Raw genomic sequence first — 23,101 nt, 5'->3', positions numbered from 1 at the left:
GCTTCCTTATAGAGAATTCAGAAACGCAATCAATGCATCTCGTTCTTTTTTGTTCAGTGCTAAGACGTTTTGTTTCGCCGTTTCAGCTTCACCGCCATGCCACAACACCGCTTCCATTAGGTTACGAGCACGGCCATCATGTAAGAAGTACGTGTGACCGTTTACTTCTTCGGTATAACCAATGCCCCATAACGGCGCAGTTCGCCACTCACGGCCGTTTGCTAGGTATTCCGGGCGGTTATCGGCTAAGCCTTCACCCATGTCATGCAGAAGCATGTCTGAGTATGGGTGGATAAGCTGCTCAGAAAGCGCTGGCAATTCAGGTCGTTTCGCCGTTTTTACGCTGGTCTTGTGGCAACTTTCACAACCCGATGATGCAAAGATCTGCTGTCCTAGTTGCACTTTCGGATCCTTGACATTGCGACGAATTGGCACCGCCAAGTGCTGGCTGTAAAACTCAACGAAGTCGAGAATATTTTCACTCACTTCTGGTTTGCCGCCATTTGGCATGTCGTCACAAATGCTTTGCTTCGAGGTGCAGTTTTCGTTCGGGAATAAATGGCTTGTCAAACCCACATCGCCATTGAATGCCGCCGCATTTTGCTGCATCAACGTCGGTTGTCCTGCTTTCCATCCAAAACGACCAATTGAGAAGTCACCCTTCTCAATGTCCCACACCTTATTTACTTTGCCTGAGATACCATCTTTGTTGGCATCTTGCTCATCAGCCCAAGTAAGTAGCGTTTCGTCAGGAATACTCTCCAACAAACCAAGACCGATCATTGGCGGCGCAACACGCGCGGAAAATTCCGTATCTGGGTGCATGTCACCATAGCCTAATTCGGTAATTTTCAGGTTTGGTTTTCTCAAAACGACTGTCGTTCCATCTTTAAACTGCACCGGAACATCGGTATAGGTAATGTCGATTTTTCCTTCTGGTTTTTGGTCTTGGAGTGCAAAATCTTGTAACTGGCCGCCGTATGTTGGTTCAGGAATTCCGCCGTCTTTGATGAACGCTTTCTTTTGTTCTGGGGTCATTGCAGGAATGCTTAAGCGCACCAGCATAGACACCGCATGTAAATCGTCTTTTTCTGGTGGATGACCACGGCCATCTTTGATGTGACAGTTCTGACAACCATTAGTGTTAAAAAGCGGGCCTAAGCCATCACGAGCATCTGTTGACGCTGGCGCTTGTACCCAAGGGTTACGAAAAAAGCTGTTACCTACACTGAAATCGAGGCGCTTACTCATCGGCAAGTTGGCAGCAGGAAGAGAATAAGCATTCGCGCCGTCTTTTTTAACACTGGTTTTGCCACCAGACTTAACATCGTAAGCCATGGCAGAAGAAGAAAGGAGCGCGGCTAGCGCAGAAATTAGGTATGGCTTCATATCATTGCTCTACATATACAACAAGGGTGATAACAACGAGCTCAAACGGCAAAAGGGCTCACAAAGAGCCCTTATTTATTATGGTTATGAACGATTAAAACTCGTGGTCAGCAGTATCAGGGCTTAGGCTGTCGATGCCGACAATGTTTGCCGCTCGCTCAATCGCACCGGTCTGGGTTACCAATGACATGATGGTGTCGTTTACTAGCGCGTTGCCTTGTGCGTTGCCCGCTGCGATCAATTGATCGAAGTGCTGGTTGTTCTTCTCAGCAGACGTTACTAATTCACCAACTTGGCTACGAGTCATGTCAAACTGCTTTTGGATCTCTTTCGCTGCTTTTTGATCTTTTTGAGCAACAAGATCAGCGATACTTGGACCAGACAATTCTTTACCGTTTACACCTTTGTAGGTACCAGTGTAAACGTTGTAGATACCTTGCTCATTGTAGTAGTGAGAGTTATGCGTGTTATCTGAGAAACAATCGTGCTCGTCTTCTGTCGAGTTCGCTTCTAGTGCCACCTTCATACGCTCACCCGCCAGCTCACCTAGAGAAAGAGAACCCATGCCGAATAGCATTTTGCGTAGACCATTTTCAGCCGAGCCAGCAAGTAGCTCTTCGCGGTAGTTGCCTTTCACTTCTCCAGACCACTGTTTTTCCATCCACTCAAGGTCTTGAACCAGCAAATCAGCAGCGGCTTTTAGATACTCGCCGCGACGGTCACAGTGACCGTTAGTACATTCAGATCCCACAACAAAATCTGTGTAAGCACGTTGACCAGCACCTGCGTTAGTGCCGTTTAAGTCTTGGCCCCATAATAAGAACTCAATCGCGTGGTAACCAGAAGCCACGTTTGCTTCCGAACCGCCAACTTCGTTCAAGTCCGCAATTAATTCTGGTGTAATTTTTGATACATCGAGTTTAGACGCACCAATCTGTAGGCTTGTATTGGCAATAATGTTAGCAGAGGCGCCTTCGTTGCCTAATTCGTATTGGTAATCTGTCGCAACGTAATCGATCAGCCCTTCATCCAGTGGCCATGCATTTAGCTGGCCTTCCCAATCATCAACGACTGCGTTACCAAAACGGAAAACTTCAGACTGTTGGTAAGGTACACGAGAGTCAAGCCAAGCTTGTTTTACTTCTTCAAGCTTTGCAGCAGATGGGGATTTTAGGAATTCGTCGATTTTTACGTCGAGTGCTTTAGCTGTTGTCACTGAATCAGCAAATACAGCATGAGCAATGTCCGCGTAATGTTCGACAACTTGTTGTTGAGTTACTGAAGCAGCAACCGTAGAACCACTAGCAATGAGAAATGATGCAGCAATAGATTGGACTAACACTTTTTTTGCATTCATCAGAAGCATCCTTGTTGAGCGTTTTTAATAATCTTATTCGTAGTGCTAATTATTCTTATTTGCACTTTTGTCCCGAGATAATACAAATTTACAATTTATTTGCAACTCTAGATACAAAAAAAGCCTCATAAATATGAGGCTTTTAAAATGCTTTATTGTTAGATTTATCTTTAAAGATTAAACCTTTAGGTGATGTTTACCATGGGAAACTTTCGCCTTCAGATAATTTTCATTGCCATCTTTGATGTGCGCAGACGTGTTGACAACCTCTGCGATTTCAATTCCGTACTCTGACAACTCGCGTATCTTCTTAGGGTTGTTAGTAACAAGCTGAATCTTATTCACACCTAGTGCTTCAAGCATTTGTGCTGCTTCTGTGAAGTCACGTAAGTCATCATCGAAGCCCAAATGATTATTTGCTTCGTAGGTATTCATACCCTGACTTTGAAGACGGTATGCATCAATCTTGTTATAAAGACCGATACCGCGGCCTTCTTGACGAAGGTATAGGATAATGCCACCTGATTCACCCATTCGATTGATGGTCTCTTCTAGTTGCTCACCGCAGTCACAGCGTGAAGAGTGAAACACATCGCCAGTCAGACACTCAGAGTGCATACGCACTAAAGGCATATCCTGCGTTTGATCCGCTTGTTTAAAGATAATTGCTACATGCTCTTTATCTGTCTTTAGGCCATGGAAAGACAGGATTTCGGCATCTATGTTGCTGTTAGCCCCGACTTTAAAATCTACTCTGGCACGTACTTCCGCCATATCTACACTCACTCGATTTATTGCTTGATGCATTTTCGTTATCGCATTCATGGGATTGCTCTCATTTGCTCTTCAACTATGGGGATTGATACCGCATTTTTCAATGTTGAGATCACAACGAGGCGTACTCTTATTCTAGCAACAGCGAGAATTCATAGCGAAAATGATCCCCAACTGCCGACTTTACATTTGTTATAGTATAACATTTACAGCTAACTACAATAAAAAAACCCCAGACAAATTTGCCTGGGGTTTAAAGTCGCTAAGTTTGAATCGGTTTAATGAGTTTGGCTTCGCTTCCATACAGCGAGCTCAATCCAAACGGCTTCGAGTTCTTGAATTTCCTCGTCGGTTAAGACGGCGAGAGACGAAGTGACTTGTGGCAGCTTCGGTGACTGCAATGCACGAATCTGCGAATAAAAGTCCTTTTTTAATTGCGATATAACTGAATCCACTGCGTACACCTTTCGTTCTTTTATTACTTCTCCAGCTCATTTTTATGGTCTGCTATTCACTGGAGCCTTCATAAATTCTGCAAAATGATAACATTCTGCTTGTTATGTGCACAATTTATTTTTAATAGTGGAATTATCATCACATTAATTACGTTTTGTCATTCGGATCGAATATAAGACAAAAAAGATCAAAAATAGCGCAGGAAAGATCCACAACAATGCTGTGAAATAATTAAACGGCGGCTGATAAAGAACAATATTCCCATATCTTGCAACTAAATATTCTTTGACCTCTTGTTCACTACTCCCCTCATTCACCATCGTGTAGACCTTCAAACGTAAGTCTTTTGCCGCTGGGGCATTTGATTCAACAAGGTTTTGATTTTGGCATTGAGGACAGCGTAATGTCTTGGCTAGAGCGGTTGCCTGTTGTTGCACTTCAACAGAATGAAACTGAAATAGATCAACATTCTGCTTAATGTCTTCCGCTTTCACTAAAGATGAAAATAACGTAAAAGCCAACAAACAGGCGAGTAGATAATTAAATCGAAACATCAAAATACTCCGAAAATATATCATTCCATTTATCTTTAGTGAGCTCTCCACGATATTTGATCAACACGATTCCATTTTGATCAATCAAGTAAGTTTCTGGTGTACCGATTACACCAAGTTCAACAGCAAGCTTTCCATTGGGATCACTGATTACCTCTTTATATGGATTTCGTTTAAAGCTCAAATATTCACGAGCGGCTTGTTTTTGGTCTCGATAATTCAAACCAATGATGGGTACACCCTGCTCTGCTAATAGAAGTAATTCATCGTGCTCACTCTTGCATATTCCACACCAAGAAGCCCAAATATTCAGCAATTTATAACCTTCGCTTTTAAACACGGTTTGGTTTACTTCCTTTTCAGAAAGCAATGATATCGAGGTAAAGCTAGGAATCACCAACTTGCGCTGCTCAGACAATTCAACATTGGGCCTGTCAGACAGAGCGGTCGCCGTAAGAGCAGCAAACAAAGCTACAACGCTAACAAGAAAAAACAACTTAAGCGTATTCTTCGACACCATGTGCCACCTTTTTTCTTTTGTTCGCGAGTGTCATTAACGCACCAAATACTGCGATTAGCCCACCACTCCAAATCCACCAGATACCGGCTCGATACTGAAGTTTAATTGCATAGGCATTGGAATCTACTTTATCGCCTAGCGTGACATAGTAGTCTCCATGCCACAATGAACGAATGGCTGGCTCGGTCATATTCATAACTCGAACTGGATAATGGCGTTTTTCCGGTTGAAGGGACAAGGTACGACCATCTTCCAAATGAAGATAAATACTTGCTCGTTCTGCGGTGTAATTTGGACCAATTACCCACTCAATGCCATGATAATCAATACTCACGTCTGAACGTTGGTGCGAGCTCTCAGGCTCAACTCGCAAATGATATTCATAAGAATAGTCACTGTTTATCACCGCCCCAGTTGCGGCGAGGGCAAAACCAATATGTGCCATTACCATAGGAACCAGCGTCACCTTAGTCTCAGACGTTAATATCAGCAAAAAATGGGCGACCACAACCCACACCGCTAACATAATCGTGATCAAACTGGTTGTACGCACGCTTTCAACCGAGAAAACAAACACGAAAGCAGAGCTCACCACTGCCAACATAGCAATCAAGGCAAAGATAAAAGCATTTTTATCCGCTCCCTTTTGCCACCTAAGCAAAGGAATAATCGCCATTACGCCCAATGCTAATAATGATAATGGGAATAGCAAGCTGTTGAAGTAAGGAGCACCAACGGAAATATTACCAAGTCCAAACAGTTGGTAGACCATCGGGTAGAACGTACCCAAGAAAACAATCGCTGTAGTAATGACGAACAAGCCTATCGCAACGTAAGTCAAGTATGCTCGGCTAAGAAGAGAAACTAGCTTAAAAGCTTTGATGCCGTCACCTCGAACGATAAGTATCCCAAAAGTGACCACGACCAACAGACTCAACACCGCCAGCAGTAATAAGCCTTTGGTTGGATCAACCGCAAAAGCATGCACCGAGGTAAGAACCCCAGAGCGCACAATGAATGTTCCCAAAATACTCAAACTAAAAGTCGCAAATGCCAACGCATAGGTACTCCATAGAGCACTTTTATGTCTTTGAGCTAGAACTCCGCTGTGTAACAGTGCGGTTCCGGTTAACCATGGTAATAATGAAGCGTTCTCTACTGGGTCCCAGAACCACCAACCGCCCCACCCTAACTCGTTGTAAGCCCACCAAGAGCCAACCAAAATACCGACAGTGAGTGTCCCCCAAGCAAAGAAAGCGGCACGACGAGCAATCCCGTACCATTCACTCAGAGGACATTTACCCAGCAAAGCAGCTAAAGCAAAGGCCAATATCGCGGCATAACCGACATAACCTAAATAAAGCAGTGGTGGATGAATAATAAGCCCAATGTCTTGCAACATCGGATTCAAGTCTCGTCCTTCTGTAGCTAGGACTTGAGCGTATTCAAAGGGGTTAGAAGTTGTTAATGTGAACCACGCAAAGACGGCTATTAAGACGTTCATGATGCCTAAGCAGTCACCTATATATTGCGTACTAATAGGAGATTTAAACGCAATAAATGACGCCCACACGCTAAGCGTTACCACCCAAAACAGCATCGAGCCTTGATGCCCTCCCCATGCGGCAGCAACCTTAAAAGCGACTGGCAAATGGCTATTAGAGTGAGCTATGACATATTCAAGAGAGAAGTTGTCTTTAATGAAACAATGAACAAGAAGCAATAGACAGATAACGGAAGCTAAACTGATGATGTGCGACGTGGCAATTTGATGTGTTAACGCCACGCTCTTTCCGATAGCACGTCGAAACCAGTGCAACAATGCTGCGCTGCTGGACGCCATGACCACCAATACCAGTAAGAAAAACCCCAATTCAGCTTCCATTTTACCTCCTTATACAACCGTCATTTGGCCTGCATAAAGGATGAACGTACGTAGCATGAGTACACCGACCAAGCTCAAAGTGGTAACGACAAAGACATAACTGCCTTTATGGCGCACTTCTGAAGGTATCAGCCAGTTCATGGTAAGAGGTGTTAGCATACCTATTAGTACTACACCAACCCAGAACCACTGCGCCCAAAAGCCACTGGATATCGCGTTCCACGCAGCTGCTTCATTTTGCCCTCCACTGAAGATTAAGCCCGTGAAAAATGTCACCAATACGAACAATTCGAACAACACCACTGGGCGTTCAAACCCGTGAACCCAAGACACGCTAGGGCTGCTAGTCGGTTCTTTAAAGACGAGAATTCCGAACATCAAGCAAGCCGCTGCGCCAGAAGACAAGCTCGAGAACAAGAATAAAATAGGCAGCACTGGGTTGTTAAGCATTGGATAGGTCTTCAATGCAGACAGTAAGAAACCGGTGTATGCAGCTAAGATTATCGCTAAAAATCCCAGAAAAAGTTCTATGGCGTTGTTGCCTTTACCTAACTTAATAAGCAGACCATCAACAAAGTCCAGTAGCTTACTTGGCAGCTTTCCTTCACAGAAGTTGATGATAGGATGGCGGAAAATTACGCCGATCCAGGCAAACAACACAATCATGTACACTTGGAACAGGATAACGCCCATCGACATCACGGAAGTCGGATTGTAGTAAATCATGATCTTCCAAAACTCTAGCGGTTTAGTTAGGTGGAAAATCAGAATAACCAAACCAACAATGATACCAAATGGCGCCAACCAAGCCATGGCCTTCATGATGCCGTTATTTGCTGGGTCACCCTCGATGACTTTACGTTTTAGATAGATGGCAATCATCACCGCACCAGCGGACATACCCGCTAAGAACAAATAGATCGCGATAATCCAATCCCAGACTAACGAGTCAAAGTGGAAAGCACTTTCAAAGCCGTTCATGATGACACCTCCCCTTTGCTATGCGGAATTTTATACAGCTTAGGTTGCGTACCTAGGTGCGATTTATCCCGGTAAACAACGTGGCCTTCTATCGCTTTGCTCACTTCACTCGTCGGATCGTTCAAATCACCAAATATCAGTGCCTTCGTCGGACAAGACTCCACACAAGCTGGCTGTTTACCTTGCGCTAAATTGGTATCGCGACAGAAATTACATTTATCTGCAGAGTGGTCAACAGGGTTGAAAAAGCGCACTTGGTAAGGGCAGGCCGCTAAGCAATAACCACAGCCGACACATTTCTCTTTGTGCACATCGACGATGCCTGTCGTTTCGTCTTTATATGCAGCTCCTGTTGGACAAACATACACACAAGGTGGGTTATCACAGTGCTGGCAAGATTCACGAGTGAATTGGTATTCCACATCAGGGAATTCCCCTATCGGCTCTCCTCGATGAATTTTAAGACGAGTCACACCTTCCGGAACATTATTCACTTCACGACACGCATCAGTACACGCGGTGCAACCAATACAAGCCGTTTCATCGTGTAACATACCTAAACGTTTAGCTCGCTCACTGTCACTGGCATAAAGAGAAGAGCTCACAACGGAAGTGCCTGCAACGCCTGTAGTCAAAATCAGTGCGCCGCCACCGGCTAAGAAATTTCTTCTAGAACATTTCATGCTATCTCTCCTCCTCTTTTGCGAGTTCAGGCTCGATGGCAAATTCAGAGTGACAGTCGACACATTGCTTAATCAGTTCTTTACGGTCGTATGCCAGCGCTTTGGCTTTCGCAGCATGCACATCATGACAATTTGAACACGTCAGGTTTTTCGCGTGTACATCATGCGTCCAGTGACTTTCACGTAACTTCAACGGTGTATGACAATCCACACATTGACTATTGGCTTTAAGGATTAAACTTGGATCAAGAAAGACTTTATCGTGAACGGCTTGAGATTGTGCTGCGGAAAACTTAATCACCTCCGAAGCACCTTCACGGTGATCGGGTCCGATATTACTATGACAATTCGTGCAGTTGAGCTGTTTGCCCTGGCTTAATAGCGCTTGCGGGTCATGCGATAGATTCAGAGTATCTTTGGCGTCCTTATGACACTGGAGACATTTATAGTCTCTGTCACGGATTAATTCGACTTGATGGCGCTCAGTTTGAGCACCTTCAACTGGCTCTGAAGAAGTCGCATGGGCGGCGATGGAAAAACCATAGACGGCAAAGATGAAGAGAAGTTTCAACATTGTCTCTATGGCCAATTTTATATTGCCCATATTTTCTTTCCTTAGCTCTTAAATAAGTGATAATTATTCTCAATTATTTATTTGAGCGACAATTAATTTCCTCTGAAGATATTTTTAACATCTTCAAATGACATCAATTCTTATTTCAGAAAGCCACAACGCTAAACCTATATTTATAATACCTCTATTATTCATAAGAGGTAGAGACAACCGTTCAAAAAGCGAGCTTAATCACCCTATTTTTAAAATGGTTAAAAAGCTAACCCCTTATCAAACAAAGCATTGATAACTACCCCTTTAGGGTTATATAAATTCAAACATGATTGAGATCACTGGTATAAATTGATCTAAAACAAAACAAGTTCCGCTCACTATTTCATCTATTTAATTAAGCCATATTATAAACAGTAGATCTCCGATTCTTATTTGGAATAGCTTCTCACAACGCTGCTAATAAAAATGAATATGGAGATAACACCGTGAGCATAAAACACTGGATGAGCACACCTATCGCGGTTGCGACCTTATTTGCCAGCCAATTATTTTTGGTCGGCGCTCCGTTGGCGGCGGAAGATAAAGGTCTCATCGATCCACGCAATGACGCCTTCGAACAAAACCACCCTGACCAATACCATTCTTGGAAAGCGACATCTGAAAGCGAACATATTGAAGATGCACTCGGAGAAGACCCTAATATGGTCATTCTTTGGGCTGGCTATGGCTTCGCTAAAGACTACAATAAGGCTCGCGGGCACTTTTACGCTCTCGATGATGTTCGTCAAACACTTCGCACTGGTGCGCCCACCGATGAAAAATCAGGTCCCATGCCAATGGCGTGTTGGAGCTGTAAGAGCCCAGATGTCGCACGTGTGATTGATGAACGAGGTGAAGATGGGTATTTCGAGGGAAAATGGGCACGCTTGGGCTCAGAAATCGTAAATCCTATTGGCTGCTCTGACTGTCACGATACTCGCTCTGAGGAGTTCAAAAATGGCGAGCCAGCACTTGCGGTCACTCGCCCGTATGTTGAGCGAGCTTTTGATACGATTGGCAAAAAATTTGATGAGCAATCCCGCCTCGATCAACAAGCCTCTGTTTGTGCACAATGCCACGTTGAATACTACTTCACAGGCCCAACAAAAGCGGTCAAATTCCCTTGGGATATGGGAACTTCAGTAAACGACATGGAGAAGTATTACGACGCACTAAACTTCAAAGATTGGACGCATGCCGTTTCTAAAGCACCCATGTTAAAAGCACAACACCCTGGTTACGAAACTTGGCGAGAAGGCATCCACGGTAAGAACAAAGTAGTTTGTGTAGACTGTCACATGCCGAAAGTAACCAAAGAAGATGGCACTGTGTATACCGATCATAAAGTCGGTAACCCATTTGATCGCTTTGATGATACGTGCGCGCAATGCCACACTCAAACAAAAGAGCAGCTACAGGGCATCGTTTCAACACGTAAGGCGCAAGTATTGAACATGAAGCTAACCGCCGAGAAACAAATCGTTGCTGCACACTTTGAAGCAGGAGCGGCTTGGGATGCCGGTGCAACAGAAGAAGAAATGCAACCAATCTTACAAGACATCCGTCACGCACAATGGCGTTGGGACTATGCAATAGCGTCTCACGGTGTCCACATGCATGCACCTGAAGTTGCGCTCGAAGTGCTCGGTACCGCCGTTGACCGTGCTGCGGATGCGCGTACTAAACTTGTTCGTCTACTTGCGAAGAAAGGCATTACCGAACCAGTACAGATCCCGGACATCTCCACTAAAGCGAAAGCGCAGCAAGCACTCGGTATGGACATGGAGAAAATGAACGCCGATAAGAAAGACTTCTTGGAAACCATTGCTCCAGATTGGGATAAGGCTGCAGCCGAACGCGAAGCCACGTACTAATTAAACTGACAGATATGGTTAAATAGATACGACAAGGGGCGCACAGTACGCCCCTTTCTTTATTTCTTCACCCTCGATCTTATCGAGAGATAAAAATTAGATTCACTAGCGACGAGGAAGCCTCGGCCTAGGTTGGATATTTGGACGTGCTTTAGGCATCTGCACATTTGGACGAGCAACTGGTCGCTGGATTTTCGTTTCCGGTAATGCTTTTCTTTGTTGAACCTTTTCTTTCAAGGCTTTGTCTTGTAAAGCTGCAGGCTCAATACGCTCCGGACGATTTTCCCACTTGGTTTGAATCTCCTGCTTTTGTTCTTCAGGAAGCGATTGCCAATGGTCGTCTAACTGACGCTTCATATTGTCAATATTGGCGGACATATCATCGTCCTTCCAATCTTCTACCTTGTCTTTAATCGATTGCTGTTGGTCTTCATCTAAGCCATTCCACCATTCTTCGAGCTTCTCTTTGTATTCATCGTCGTTGTCGCAACAACCCGGGTAATAATAAATCCAGTAGTCGTCATGATCGTACCACCAAGGATCATAGTAACCTGAAGAATAATAAACCGAAGAGGAAGAGCCAGAATGATCGGAAGAGCTACAACCCGCCAATATAGAGCCCCACAGCAAAACCAATATGCTCAGTGCTTTATTTTTCATTCGTTGCCCACCTTTCCCTCTACTGCTTATTAAATTGTACGCCTACAACAGCTCTTTTGCTTTGTTGATAGAGTTAATGATTTGCACTCTATCTAAGTTTGGATCATTAGAATCTAATAATAGTACCCAAGTATCAATGGCCTCCTGAAAGCGGAATGACAAAAAATGGTCATTTGCGATCAAAGACAAAGCCACTTCATTGTAAGGTTCAAGTTGTAGCGCTTGTTCAAGCAACAAACCCACTTCATCCGTCATTGCTTGCTTATGAATGTAATACAGGGTCGTCGCTTTAGCGGCAAGCTGAGTAGCGCTGACTGGGTCAGTCAATTGGATCGCGTAGTCGAAACAAATAAGAGCACCATCAAACTCTCCTTCAAGCAAATAGCCCTGCCCTAGCTGGAACCAAAGCTCGGCATTATTAGGCTCCTCCCGAAGTTGGGTTTGAATCTCTTCCATGATGTCGCGAGTGGTCATCATGCGTGACATTTCGGCTTGAATCGGCGGTGGCGGCGGTTGTCGAAATAGCAAAAAGCCAGCGGTCGTCAGAACGAAAACTAATACGCAAAAACCAAACCATTTTGCCGGTTTTATTCGAGACGCGCTCAAGGACAACAAGACGATGAACAAACCCATCAACGTGATGGCAACAAAAAACCAAACAGACATAACACGACCTATCGGAGAATGTACGCACAGTTTACCGGTTTATGATTTGAATTGCGGTGATACAAATACAAAAAAGCCGAGCATTTCGCTCGGCTTTCACATTTAGCTATGAAGGTGAAGATTATTCTTCTTCAGAGCCTTCTTCTGCGTCATCTGCTTTTGGCGCTTCAGGTGCTTGTTGCTCTGCATTCACTTCTGTCGTTTCGGCTGCTTCTGCTTCTTCGCCTTCAGGCAATTCAACTTCTTCAACTTCATCGATACGCTGTAGGCCAACCACTGATTCGTCTTCTGCTGTACGGATCAGAGTCACACCTTGAGTGTTACGACCAACTTGGCTAACTTCTGCAACACGTGTACGAACTAGAGTACCAGCGTCGGTGATCATCATCATCTCGTCGCCTTCTTCTACTTGTACTGCACCAACTACTGGACCGTTACGTTCAGAAACCTTGATAGACACAACGCCCTGAGTTGCACGACCTTTCGTTGGGTATTCTGCTAGTTCAGTACGTTTACCATAACCATTTTGAGTAACGGTTAGGATGTCACCTTCGTTCGATGGAACGATCAGAGAAACCACTTGGTCATCGTCTGCTAACTTCATACCGCGAACACCCGCCGCTGTACGACCCATTGCACGTACTTTGGCTTCGCTAAAGCGAACCACTTTACCTGCTTTAGAGAACAGCATGATGTCACTATCGCCGTTGGTGATATCAACACCAATTAGCGAGTCATCATCACGCAAGTTAACAGCGATTAGACCGTTTGAACGTACGTTTGCAAACTGGTTCAGTGGGGTCTTCTTAACCGTACCGTCACCCGTTGCCATGAAGATAAATTTCTCTGGAGAGAACTCATCAACAGGAAGGATTGCAGTAATACGCTCGCCTTCCTCTAGCGGAAGGATGTTTACGATTGGCTTACCACGAGCAGTGCGAGTTGCATGCGGCAATTGGTAAACTTTCAGACGGTAAGTCTTACCACGAGTAGAGAAACATAGGATGTTATCGTGAGTATTTGCAACAAGTAGACGCTCGATGAAGTCTTCATCTTTCATCTTCGTTGCACTCTTACCTTTACCACCACGACGCTGAGCTTCGTAGTCGCTTAGAATTTGGTACTTAACGTAACCTTCGTGAGACAGAGTCACAACCACGTCTTCACGAGCAATCAGCTCTTCCATGTCAATGTCATGGGTTGCTGCTGTGATTTCTGTACGACGAACATCACCGTAACTATCACGAACTGCCTCTAATTCTTCGCGGATCACTTCCATTAGACGCTCAGTGCTTGCAAGGATATGCATTAGCTCTGCAATTTCTTCTAGAAGTGCTTTGTATTCATCAAGAATCTTCTCGTGCTCTAGACCGGTTAGGCGGTGTAGACGAAGTTCTAGGATTGCTTGCGCTTGAGTCTCAGTTAGGTAGTACAGACCATCACGGATACCGTATTGATCTTCTAGCCATTCTGGACGAGCTGCATCAGTACCAGCACGCTCAAGCATTGATGCTACGTTACCAAGATCCCAACCACGCGATACCAAGCCAACTTTTGCTTCTGCTGGTGTTGGTGCGTTTTTGATCAACTCGATAACTTCATCGATGTTTGCAAGAGCAAGAGACAGCGCTTCAAGGATATGAGCACGCTCGCGCGCTTTGCGCAGTTCGAAGATAGTACGACGAGTTACAACTTCACGACGGTGGTCAACGAAGCACTTCAACATATCTTTTAGGTTGAATAGCTGTGGCTGACCGTTGTTTAGCGCAACCATGTTGATACCGAAAGTCGTTTGAAGCTGAGTTTGTGCGTAAAGGTTGTTTAGTACAACTTCACCCACTGCATCGCGCTTACATTCAATAACAATACGCATACCGTCTTTATCCGACTCGTCGCGCAGTGCACTGATGCCTTCTACTTTCTTATCTTTCACTAGCTCAGCGATCTTTTCGATCAAGCGAGCTTTGTTTACCTGGTAAGGGATTTCAGTGACGATGATGGTTTCTTTACCATTCTTCTCCACTTCGATGTCCGCTTTTGAACGCATGTAGATTTTGCCGCGACCAGTTTTGTACGCGTCTACGATGCCTTTACGACCGCTGATAAGTGCTGCCGTAGGGAAATCAGGACCAGGAATGTAATCCATCAGTTCATCAATGGTGATTTCTTCATTATTGATGAATGCAAGACAGCCATCGATCACTTCGCCAAGGTTGTGTGGCGGGATGTTGGTTGCCATACCTACCGCGATACCAGAAGCACCGTTTACCAATAGGTTAGGAATTTTCGTTGGAAGAACCGCTGGGATTTGCTCCGTACCATCGTAGTTAGGTACGTAGTCCACGGTTTCTTTATCTAGGTCAGCCAGAAGCTCGTGGGCAATTTTCGCCATACGTACTTCGGTATAACGCATTGCCGCAGCAGAGTCGCCATCGATCGAGCCAAAGTTACCTTGACCATCGACCAGCATGTAACGAAGTGAGAACGGCTGAGCCATACGTACGATTGTGTCGTACACAGCACTATCACCGTGTGGGTGATATTTACCGATTACGTCGCCGACAACACGGGCTGATTTTTTATATGGTTTGTTCCAATCGTTGCCTAGTACGTTCATCGCGAATAAAACGCGGCGGTGTACTGGTTTTAGGCCATCACGCACATCTGGAAGAGCACGACCCACGATTACTGACATCGCGTAGTCTAGGTATGAACCTCTAAGCTCATCTTCAATGTTTACGGGCGTGATCTCTTTAGCTAAATCGCTCATAGAGCCATTATCCCTCTATTATCTGATCGTAATTACGATACGTGTAAGGTGCAAAAATATAACACACAATTCATCAACGGGGCATCACTTTCCCGCTCCTTTTATCAGGTTGTGAGCTTCGTTATGAGTTAAATGAAGAGAATTTGCACATTCATCCCATATCTTTCTGAAAACTGACTATATTTCCACCAACGTCGTTCAAAAATCTCCCCTGTAGCGATTGTGAGAAAAGAAGCAGTTTTAACGTATCGTACCATTAGAGTATAATCTCGCCTTCCAAAGGACTATTAGCGAAGCGATATAACTATCATGACTAAAGCACAAAACGTCGACCCTAGTGAAATTAAGAAATTCGAAGAGATGGCTTCTCGTTGGTGGGATTTAGAGGGCGAGTTCAAACCTCTTCACCAAATTAACCCGCTTCGCTTGAACTATGTCCTAGACAAAGCCGATGGCCTGTTTGGGAAGAAAGTGCTCGATGTTGGCTGCGGTGGTGGCATCCTTGCCGAGAGTATGGCAAAAGAAGGCGCCGTCGTTACCGGGCTAGATATGGGTAAAGAGCCTCTCGAAGTTGCTCGTCTTCATGCGCTTGAAACAGGCACCAAGTTGACTTACATCCAAAGCACGATTGAAGACCATGCAGAAGAAAATGCGGGGTCTTACGATGTCGTCACTTGTATGGAAATGCTTGAGCACGTGCCAGACCCGCTTTCAGTTATTCGGTCGTGTGCGGCACTTGTGAAACCTGGTGGCCATGTCTTCTTCTCTACACTAAACCGCAACATCAAATCTTACTTGTTTGCGATTGTGGGTGCTGAAAAACTATTAAAGATTGTTCCTGAAGGCACGCACGACCATGAAAAGTTCATCAAGCCAGCAGAAATGATGAAGATGATAGACCAAACTGACCTAACAGAAATGGGCATCACCGGCTTACATTACAACCCACTAAACGACAGTTACAAACTAGGCCGTAATGTGGATGTAAACTACATCGTGCACACTCAGAAGTATTGATAATGTCACCATCTCGCCAAGAGATATCCTTTCATTAAAATATGAAATTAAGTGAAAAGCGGTAGCATAAATGCACCGCTTTTTTTGTCATATTCTGTATAAAAATAGTGCTCTAGATTCCATTTTGACCAATCTATTTTTAACAGACAAAAACTATCAAAGATCAAGGAAAATATTTTTACATGCGGTTATTTATGAACCGATCTGAAAAACGTAATTTTCCCCATTCAAGTCCGCCCTTTTCTCATCGGTTAGTGTTCACTTACTGATTTTTTTTATTTTGTTAGTTATCCACAAGTCATCCCAAACCTGTGCCTTGAAAAATTGGGGTAACAGCACTATCTTGTAACTCGAAAACAAATTAACCCCTATATGTTGTGTTTAAGCTACAATATATAGATAGACTTTGATCACAAAGCCGCCGCAAATTTTACAAGTTTTGCACATAAACAAACAAAAACACGGCTTTTATCAGTTTTCTTAGGGAAATAAAGCAGAATGAACCAACAACTTACCGTCACCAAGCGTGATGGCCGTAAAGAAACTATCGATCTGGAAAAAATCCATCGCGTTATCACTTGGGCTGCCGAAGGTCTTAACAACGTTTCAGTATCTCAAGTAGAACTGCGTGCTCACATCCAGTTTTACGACGGCATCACCACGTCAGATATCCATGAGACGATGATCAAGTCTGCCGCAGACCTGATTTCAGAAGAAACACCGGACTACCAATACCTAGCTGCTCGCCTAGCGGTATTCCACCTACGTAAAAAAGCATACGGCCAATACGAGCCGCCAACGCTATACAATCACGTAGCTCGTCTTATTGATATGGGTAAGTACGATCAGCACATTCTGGAAGACTACACAAAAGAAGAACTAGACGAACTTGATGCGTACCTAGACCACAAACGCGATCTAGACTTCTCTTACGCTGCTGTAAAACAGCTAGAAGGTAAGTACTTCGTACAGAACCGTGTATCTGGCGAGATCTACGAAAGTGCTCAGTTCCTATACATCCTAGTTTCAGCTTGTCTGTTCGCAAATTACCCGAAAGAAACACGCCTTGATTACATCAAGCGTTTCTACGATGCGACATCGACATTTAAGATTTCTCTACCTACACCGATCATGTCTGGTGTACGTACTCCTACTCGTCAGTTCAGCTCATGCGTGCTGATCGAGTGTGGTGATAGCCTTGATTCTATCAACGCAACGGCGAGCTCAATCGTACGTTATGTATCTCAACGTGCTGGTATCGGTATCAACGCAGGTCGTATCCGTGCGCTAGGTTCTGAAATCCGTGGTGGTGAAGCATTCCACACTGGTTGTATCCCATTCTACAAATACTTCCAAACTGCAGTGAAATGTTGTTCTCAAGGTGGTGTTCGTGGTGGTGCTGCGACGGTGTTCTACCCACTATGGCACGGTGAAGCTCGTTCACTGATGGTTCTTAAGAACAACCGTGGTGTTGAAGAGAACCGTGTTCGTCACATGGATTACGGTGTTCAGTTAAACAAACTGATGTACCAACGCTTGGTAGAGGGTGGCAACATCACGCTGTTCTCACCATCTGACGTACCAGGCCTATATGACGCATTCTTCGAAAACCAAGAAGAATTTGAACGTCTATACGTGAAATACGAGAACGATCCTTCAATCAAGAAAGAGACCGTTAAAGCGATTGAAATGTTCACTCTGCTAATGCAAGAGCGTGCATCAACGGGTCGTATCTACATTCAGAACGTAGACCACTGTAACACTCACAGCCCGTTCGACTCAGAAGTCGCGCCAGTTCGTCAATCAAACCTATGTTTAGAGATCGCACTGCCAACTAAGCCTCTGAAGAACGTTGAAGATGACTCAGGCGAGATCGCACTATGTACGCTTTCTGCGTTCAACCTTGGTGCAATCAAATCTCTTGATGATTTCGAAGAGCTATCTGAACTTGTAGTCCGTGCACTAGATGCACTACTTGATTACCAAGATTACCCACTACCAGCAGCATACAAGTCGACAATGAACCGTCGTACGCTGGGCGTTGGTGTTATCAACTACGCATACTACCTAGCGAAGAACGGTGTTAAATACTCTGACGGTAGCGCAAACGGTCTAACGCACCGTACATTCGAAGCGATTCAATACTACCTATTGAAAGCATCGGTAGCACTTGCGAAAGAACAAGGTAAGTGTCCTTCGTTCCACGAAACGAACTACGCGAAAGGCTTATTGCCAATCGACACTTACAAGAAAGACATCGATCTTATCTGTGAAGAAGAACTTCATTACGACTGGGATAGTCTACGCAAAGAAATCGTTGAACACGGTCTACGTAACTCAACACTGACTGCGCTGATGCCATCAGAGACTTCTTCTCAAATTTCGAACGCAACAAATGGTATTGAGCCACCACGTGGTTATGTATCAGTAAAAGCATCGAAAGACGGTATCCTGAAGCAAGTTGTGCCTGATTTCACTGAGCTGAAAGACAACTATGAACTGCTTTGGAACATCGGTTCTAACGACGGTTACTTGCATCTTGTGGGTATCATGCAGAAATTCGTTGACCAAGCGATCTCAGCTAACACAAACTACGACCCATCAGGTTACGAAACTGGCAAGGTTCCAATGAAGAAGCTTCTTCAAGACCTGCTAACTGCGTATAAGTTTGGTGTGAAGACACTTTACTACCATAACACTCGTGATGGCGCGAAAGACGACCAGAAAGACGCAGTTCAACCACAAGATGACGATTGTGCAGGCGGCGGTTGTAAGATTTAATCTTCCCCACTGAACAATACGTAAAAACAGACTATCGAACGCCTCCCCTCTTGGGGAGGTCTAAAAGGAATTGAGGCATTATGGCTTACAGTACTTTTAACCAGAACAAAAATGACCAGCTAAAGGAACCAATGTTCCTTGGTCAATCCGTGAACGTTGCTCGTTACGACCAACAAAAATTCGAAATTTTCGAAAAGCTAATCGAAAAACAATTGTCGTTCTTCTGGCGTCCAGAAGAAGTTGACGTGTCAAGCGATCGCATCGATTACAACAAGCTACCAGATCACGAGAAGCACATCTTCATCTCAAACTTGAAGTACCAAACGCTTCTAGATTCAATCCAAGGTCGTAGCCCGAACGTAGCACTACTTCCGCTTGTTTCTTTGCCAGAGCTAGAAACATGGATTGAGACTTGGTCTTTCTCTGAAACGATCCACTCTCGTTCATACACACACATCATCCGTAACATCGTGAATGACCCAAGTGTTGTATTCGATGACATCGTTGAAAATGAGCATATCCTAAAGCGCGCGAAAGACATCGCACACTACTATGATGATTTGATCCAAGCGACAAATGACTACCACCGCTATGGTGAAGGCGAGCACGTTCTAAATGGCGAAACGGTTAAAGTTAGCCTGTACGACTTGAAGAAGAAATTGTACGTGTGCTTGATGTCAGTAAACGCACTAGAAGCCATCCGCTTCTACGTAAGTTTTGCTTGTTCATTCGCTTTCGCAGAGCGCGAGTTGATGGAAGGTAACGCGAAAATCATCAAGCTGATCGCACGTGATGAAGCCCTTCACCTGAACGGCACGCAACACATGATCAACTTGCTACGCAACGGCCAAGATGACTTCACATTCATGCAAATCGCTGAAGAAGCAAAACAAGACTGTTTTGATCTTTTCAAAGAAGCGGCTGAGCAAGAAAAAGAATGGGCAGAGTACCTATTTAAAGACGGTTCAATGATCGGTCTGAACAAAGATATCCTGAGCCAATACGTTGAGTACATCACCAACATCCGTATGCAAGCGGTAGGTCTACCAATGGCATACCCAGAAGCAACAACGAACCCTATCCCATGGATCAACGCTTGGTTGTCATCGGATAACGTTCAAGTAGCGCCACAAGAAGCAGAGATTTCTTCTTACCTTGTTGGTCAAATTGACAACGAAGTAAGCGCAGACGACTTCGAAGGATTTGAGCTGTAATGCCAACCATCAAAATCAACAAACTCGTCAGCATTGAGTCTAACCCATCCAATACTATTTTGGAGACGATGGAGCAAGCTGGACTGTTACCAGAATATAACTGCCGAGACGGCCACTGTGGTGCTTGTCGCTGCAAGTTAGAATCTGGTGAGGTAGAGTATGTAGGTTTTGCAATGGCTTACACTCAGCCAGATGAGATTCTGCCTTGTATTTGCAAAGCGAAATCCAGTGTTTCGCTTAGTGGCGTAAACTATGCGATGAAAGAAAAACGCGCATAAGCTTAGCTCTAACAAATACAAAAAAGCCAAGACAATCGTCTTGGCTTTTTGCTATGTAAATTGGGCAGTCTGCCATTAGCCTAAAGCGCACTACTTGGAATGTGCATTTCTTTGACTTTCTCTAAGAAAGCGTATTGTGCAGACATTGGCTTGCGTTCCAAATAACGACGTAGCATATCTAGTGCCGCCGCGCTGATGACTTTCACTTGGTCGTCACGTTGGTATTTTCTCGATAACTTATACAACGCGCCCCACTCTCCCGTTGAAGTAGAAAGTGCGACAGAGAAAACGCCCTCATCAAGCTTACCTGTGACTAACGCTAAATCAGTACCACACTTCTCACGCGTCGCCCCCGCCAGCGCAAACGTTGCCGCTAACGGATCACCTTCATCAGTAATGGTTTGGCTCTGCGCTGAGAGCACCCATCCATGTCCAAATTGTTTTTCGACGTTCTCATCGCCATTGAGCCAATAAGTTAAATACCCGGCACTGCTCTTCTCAGAAACCGATAAGGTTAACCCTTTCTCCACCAGCAAGTGGCCGACGTGCTCAACCATTGGTGTGTCAACGCTCACCGTGTTGCTCTCAAGGTGCTTGTGAATGAGCTGCATGAGCTTCATACGCTGCTCTAGTTGATTAGATGGCCCAAACAGTTTCACTTCGATAAAAGGCAAATAAGAGCGGTAGCCAAGCTCATAACCTTGCGGCAATTTCATTTGATCGAGCTTGTCAGAAATACCAGATTCAGAGAGACCAAAGGTATAAATTCGACTGCATGACGAGCTTTCGATTTCAGGAAACTGTTTTTTTAAATCAGGCAGAATCTGCGCCTCTGCCATCAACTTAAATTCACTTGGTACACCAGGGGTAAAATAGAAAACCGCATCATTGATCAGCATCTTAAAACCACAAGCGGTGCCGATTGGGTTATCTACGATTTCTGCCGTCTCTGGCAACATCGCTTGCTTGAGGTTGCTGTCTGGCATTGGGATACCACGACGAGCGTACATCGACTCCAGATTCTCTAACCAATCTTTGAACAGTACTAACTTACATTCGGCGGCTTTTGCCGCTGCCGCGGCGCTCATATCATCTGTAGTTGGGCCCAAACCTCCATTAACAATAACAACATCGTTGTTAAAGCTAAGCATGAGAAATTCTTCAATAAGGCTCGACTGTTTATCTCCGACCGTCGAGCGCTTGGTTAAGCCAAATCCATGTTGATAAAACAAGCTCGACAACCAAGCTGCATTCGTATCAACAATATCACCGTGAAGCACTTCTTCTCCGGTACTAAGCATCGCAATTTTCACAACTGACTCCTGGAAATAGGCAAAATTCACTTTTTTTCGACATTGTGCCTATATCGTTTTCTTTTTATTAGACTAATCTCTTAGTCAAATTGTTGAGATTAAATGTAGGTCAAGTATTTAAATGGCTGTTCTTTTAAGGGATAATTGTGAGCCCGATCATCAAACCAACAACTCGGAGACCTCTGTGTCAAAATCATCCATGTTCAAGAAAACGCTAAGTGGTCTTGTTCTGACAGCATCTGCTTCAGCAAACGCAAGCCAGTACGATATGACTAATCATATTGAGTTTTCTTACACGCCTGATTGCTTGTCAGGTTACTGCGAAACAACCACTCTGTATAGCTTCGAGCCACAAAATCGTAGTTTCGCTATGGGTCTGGATAATGATGACTCTTTAAACCTTGACGCTGGTCTTCAACCAAAACACCTCATCATCCCTAAAGATAAAGATTGGGACTATTTAATGGGGCAGACATACACCATTCTTGGCTTGAGTGTTGCAACCGTCGGTTTGATGACACTATTACCTGAAAGCATTACGAAATGGGACGATGAAGATCGTGACATGAGTAAGCTTGGTAGTAAATGGAAAGACAACGTTTCAAGCGGTCCAGTTTGGGATCGTGATGAACACTTCCTAAACTACGTTATGCACCCATACTTTGGCGGTGTTTACTATACGGCTGCACGTCACGCAGGCTACAACGAGTTTGAATCGTTTTTATATTCTGCGACCATGTCGACGTTCTTCTGGGAATACGGCGTAGAAGCATTTGCAGAAATCCCATCATGGCAAGACTTGTTTATTACTCCATTTTTTGGTGCCGTGGTTGGTGAGATGATGCTAACAGCCGAGCAAGACATTATTGCAGGTGGTGGCGAGGTGATGGGTTCAGAAACAATGGGTGATGTGTCTCTGTTCTTCCTAAACCCGGTTGGTCATATCCACTATTGGGTATCCGACGCTTGGGGTGGTAGCGCAGAGTTCCAATTCAGCTCATCGCCTTGGTTCGGCAACCAAGATGCCGCGAAATTCGCGATGGACGCAGGCGCAAGCTACGACAACGTCTTCTACGGTTTTGAAATGAAGGTAACCTTCTAAAACCAAACATTTAAGAAGCAGCTCACGAGCTGCTTTTTTTGTGCCCCAAGCATAGTTTTCATTATTTACATCACGAATTAGTGTGGAAAATTGACCTTTGTCAAACCTAACCCTCCCCCAACATCTACACTGAATTTAAGGAAAAATTCTAATAACTTAAGTTCTTGAACCTTAAGCCCACATAACTATAGCGATACGTCTACCGTGCCGCACCCAAACC

General features: G+C 44.5%; 20 protein-coding genes. 6 read left to right on the top strand and 14 right to left on the bottom strand.

Features of this window, described 5'->3' with window-relative positions:
- Positions 1-6: 6 nt before the first annotated feature.
- The 10 genes from C1S73_RS17495 to nrfB form a co-directional block, all read right to left on the bottom strand.
- A complete protein-coding gene (locus tag C1S73_RS17495) occupies positions 7-1,389 on the bottom strand; it encodes a di-heme oxidoreductase family protein (protein WP_038871799.1) in 1,383 nt (460 codons plus the stop codon).
- 94 nt (positions 1,390-1,483) lie between these two features.
- Complete coding sequence (locus C1S73_RS17490) at positions 1,484-2,746, bottom strand: imelysin family protein (protein WP_038871802.1); 1,263 nt, start codon at positions 2,744-2,746, stop codon at positions 1,484-1,486.
- Between the two features lie 177 nt (positions 2,747-2,923).
- Positions 2,924-3,571 (bottom strand): GTP cyclohydrolase II, encoded by a 648-nt coding sequence (locus tag C1S73_RS17485; RefSeq protein WP_170946265.1) that lies wholly within the window; start codon positions 3,569-3,571, stop codon positions 2,924-2,926.
- Between the two features lie 227 nt (positions 3,572-3,798).
- Positions 3,799-3,975, bottom strand: coding sequence for a hypothetical protein (locus C1S73_RS17480; RefSeq protein ID WP_038871948.1), 177 nt, complete (start codon positions 3,973-3,975; stop codon positions 3,799-3,801).
- Between the two features lie 144 nt (positions 3,976-4,119).
- Positions 4,120-4,530: a cytochrome c-type biogenesis protein CcmH gene (locus C1S73_RS17475; RefSeq protein WP_038871803.1), complete on the bottom strand. Its 411-nt coding sequence runs from the start codon at positions 4,528-4,530 to the stop codon at positions 4,120-4,122.
- On the bottom strand, positions 4,517-5,050 hold the full coding sequence (locus tag C1S73_RS17470) for a DsbE family thiol:disulfide interchange protein (protein WP_038871805.1): 534 nt from the start codon (positions 5,048-5,050) through the stop codon (positions 4,517-4,519). The genes C1S73_RS17475 and C1S73_RS17470 overlap by 14 nt, the downstream gene beginning before the upstream one ends.
- Complete coding sequence (locus C1S73_RS17465) at positions 5,028-6,935, bottom strand: heme lyase CcmF/NrfE family subunit (RefSeq protein WP_038871807.1); 1,908 nt, start codon at positions 6,933-6,935, stop codon at positions 5,028-5,030. The genes C1S73_RS17470 and C1S73_RS17465 overlap by 23 nt, the downstream gene beginning before the upstream one ends.
- A gap of 9 nt (positions 6,936-6,944) precedes the next feature.
- Entirely contained in the window at positions 6,945-7,916 is a 972-nt protein-coding gene (nrfD, locus tag C1S73_RS17460) for a cytochrome c nitrite reductase subunit NrfD (RefSeq protein ID WP_038871808.1), read from the bottom strand.
- Positions 7,913-8,599: a cytochrome c nitrite reductase Fe-S protein gene (gene nrfC, locus C1S73_RS17455; RefSeq protein WP_038871809.1), complete on the bottom strand. Its 687-nt coding sequence runs from the start codon at positions 8,597-8,599 to the stop codon at positions 7,913-7,915. Before nrfC ends, nrfD begins: the two co-directional genes overlap by 4 nt.
- 1 nt (position 8,600) lies before the next feature.
- Entirely contained in the window at positions 8,601-9,203 is a 603-nt protein-coding gene (nrfB, locus tag C1S73_RS17450; RefSeq protein WP_038871811.1) for a cytochrome c nitrite reductase pentaheme subunit, read from the bottom strand.
- Positions 9,204-9,652: 449 nt separating this feature from the next.
- Between nrfB and nrfA the strand changes: the two genes are divergently transcribed.
- The gene (gene nrfA, locus C1S73_RS17445) at positions 9,653-11,080 is read left to right on the top strand and encodes an ammonia-forming nitrite reductase cytochrome c552 subunit (protein WP_038871812.1); all 1,428 of its coding nucleotides are present in this window, start codon (positions 9,653-9,655) and stop codon (positions 11,078-11,080) included.
- A gap of 105 nt (positions 11,081-11,185) precedes the next feature.
- Here the strand turns inward: nrfA and C1S73_RS17440 are convergent, their stop codons facing one another.
- The 3 genes from C1S73_RS17440 to gyrA all read right to left on the bottom strand — a co-directional run bounded on the left by C1S73_RS17440 (position 11,186) and on the right by gyrA (position 15,176).
- Positions 11,186-11,740 carry a hypothetical protein gene (locus C1S73_RS17440; RefSeq protein ID WP_038871815.1) on the bottom strand — a complete coding sequence of 185 codons (555 nt, stop codon included), beginning with the start codon at positions 11,738-11,740 and terminating at the stop codon, positions 11,186-11,188.
- 42 nt (positions 11,741-11,782) lie between these two features.
- Positions 11,783-12,406: a TPR domain-containing protein gene (locus C1S73_RS17435; RefSeq protein WP_038871818.1), complete on the bottom strand. Its 624-nt coding sequence runs from the start codon at positions 12,404-12,406 to the stop codon at positions 11,783-11,785.
- 121 nt (positions 12,407-12,527) lie between these two features.
- Positions 12,528-15,176, bottom strand: coding sequence for a DNA gyrase subunit A (gene gyrA / locus C1S73_RS17430; RefSeq protein ID WP_038871821.1), 2,649 nt, complete (start codon positions 15,174-15,176; stop codon positions 12,528-12,530).
- A gap of 309 nt (positions 15,177-15,485) precedes the next feature.
- Between gyrA and ubiG the strand changes: the two genes are divergently transcribed.
- The 4 genes from ubiG (at position 15,486) to yfaE (ending at position 20,466) form a co-directional block, all read left to right on the top strand.
- A complete protein-coding gene (ubiG, locus tag C1S73_RS17425; protein ID WP_038871823.1) occupies positions 15,486-16,193 on the top strand; it encodes a bifunctional 2-polyprenyl-6-hydroxyphenol methylase/3-demethylubiquinol 3-O-methyltransferase UbiG in 708 nt (235 codons plus the stop codon).
- Positions 16,194-16,691: 498 nt separating this feature from the next.
- Positions 16,692-18,974, top strand: a complete 2,283-nt coding sequence (gene nrdA / locus C1S73_RS17420) for a class 1a ribonucleoside-diphosphate reductase subunit alpha (RefSeq protein ID WP_038871826.1) — start codon at positions 16,692-16,694, stop codon at positions 18,972-18,974.
- Between the two features lie 80 nt (positions 18,975-19,054).
- Complete coding sequence (gene nrdB, locus C1S73_RS17415; RefSeq protein WP_038871828.1) at positions 19,055-20,188, top strand: class Ia ribonucleoside-diphosphate reductase subunit beta; 1,134 nt, start codon at positions 19,055-19,057, stop codon at positions 20,186-20,188.
- Positions 20,188-20,466 (top strand): class I ribonucleotide reductase maintenance protein YfaE, encoded by a 279-nt coding sequence (gene yfaE, locus C1S73_RS17410; RefSeq protein WP_038871832.1) that lies wholly within the window; start codon positions 20,188-20,190, stop codon positions 20,464-20,466. Before nrdB ends, yfaE begins: the two co-directional genes overlap by 1 nt.
- A gap of 80 nt (positions 20,467-20,546) precedes the next feature.
- On the opposite strand, the gene C1S73_RS17405 is transcribed toward yfaE, so the two are convergent.
- Positions 20,547-21,779: a CinA family nicotinamide mononucleotide deamidase-related protein gene (locus tag C1S73_RS17405; protein ID WP_038871835.1), complete on the bottom strand. Its 1,233-nt coding sequence runs from the start codon at positions 21,777-21,779 to the stop codon at positions 20,547-20,549.
- 199 nt (positions 21,780-21,978) lie between these two features.
- On the opposite strand from C1S73_RS17405, the gene C1S73_RS17400 reads away from it, so the two are divergent.
- Entirely contained in the window at positions 21,979-22,881 is a 903-nt protein-coding gene (locus tag C1S73_RS17400) for a DUF3943 domain-containing protein (RefSeq protein WP_038871838.1), read from the top strand.
- The last annotated feature ends 220 nt before the right edge of the window (positions 22,882-23,101 follow it).

Source organism: Vibrio jasicida 090810c (genome assembly GCF_002887615.1).
GTDB lineage: Bacteria > Pseudomonadota > Gammaproteobacteria > Enterobacterales > Vibrionaceae > Vibrio > Vibrio jasicida.
Note: the sequence above shows the minus strand (reverse complement) of the source record. Positions and strands in the feature narration are given on the sequence as shown.

Bases quoted from the DNA above. Each gene is read 5' to 3' on its own strand.
- C1S73_RS17495 (WP_038871799.1), bottom strand. From the start codon at position 1,389: ATGAAGCCATACCTAATTTCTGCGCTAGCCGCGCTCCTTTCTTCTTCT.
- C1S73_RS17490 (WP_038871802.1), bottom strand. From the start codon at position 2,746: ATGAATGCAAAAAAAGTGTTAGTCCAATCTATTGCTGCATCATTTCTC.
- C1S73_RS17485 (WP_170946265.1), bottom strand. From the start codon at position 3,571: ATGAATGCGATAACGAAAATGCATCAAGCAATAAATCGAGTGAGTGTA.
- C1S73_RS17475 (WP_038871803.1), bottom strand. From the start codon at position 4,530: ATGTTTCGATTTAATTATCTACTCGCCTGTTTGTTGGCTTTTACGTTA.
- C1S73_RS17470 (WP_038871805.1), bottom strand. From the start codon at position 5,050: ATGGTGTCGAAGAATACGCTTAAGTTGTTTTTTCTTGTTAGCGTTGTA.
- C1S73_RS17465 (WP_038871807.1), bottom strand. From the start codon at position 6,935: ATGGAAGCTGAATTGGGGTTTTTCTTACTGGTATTGGTGGTCATGGCG.
- nrfD (WP_038871808.1), bottom strand. From the start codon at position 7,916: ATGAACGGCTTTGAAAGTGCTTTCCACTTTGACTCGTTAGTCTGGGAT.
- nrfC (WP_038871809.1), bottom strand. From the start codon at position 8,599: ATGAAATGTTCTAGAAGAAATTTCTTAGCCGGTGGCGGCGCACTGATT.
- nrfB (WP_038871811.1), bottom strand. From the start codon at position 9,203: ATGGGCAATATAAAATTGGCCATAGAGACAATGTTGAAACTTCTCTTC.
- C1S73_RS17440 (WP_038871815.1), bottom strand. From the start codon at position 11,740: ATGAAAAATAAAGCACTGAGCATATTGGTTTTGCTGTGGGGCTCTATA.
- C1S73_RS17435 (WP_038871818.1), bottom strand. From the start codon at position 12,406: ATGTCTGTTTGGTTTTTTGTTGCCATCACGTTGATGGGTTTGTTCATC.
- gyrA (WP_038871821.1), bottom strand. From the start codon at position 15,176: ATGAGCGATTTAGCTAAAGAGATCACGCCCGTAAACATTGAAGATGAG.
- ubiG (WP_038871823.1), top strand. From the start codon at position 15,486: ATGACTAAAGCACAAAACGTCGACCCTAGTGAAATTAAGAAATTCGAA.
- nrdA (WP_038871826.1), top strand. From the start codon at position 16,692: ATGAACCAACAACTTACCGTCACCAAGCGTGATGGCCGTAAAGAAACT.
- nrdB (WP_038871828.1), top strand. From the start codon at position 19,055: ATGGCTTACAGTACTTTTAACCAGAACAAAAATGACCAGCTAAAGGAA.
- yfaE (WP_038871832.1), top strand. From the start codon at position 20,188: ATGCCAACCATCAAAATCAACAAACTCGTCAGCATTGAGTCTAACCCA.
- C1S73_RS17400 (WP_038871838.1), top strand. From the start codon at position 21,979: ATGTTCAAGAAAACGCTAAGTGGTCTTGTTCTGACAGCATCTGCTTCA.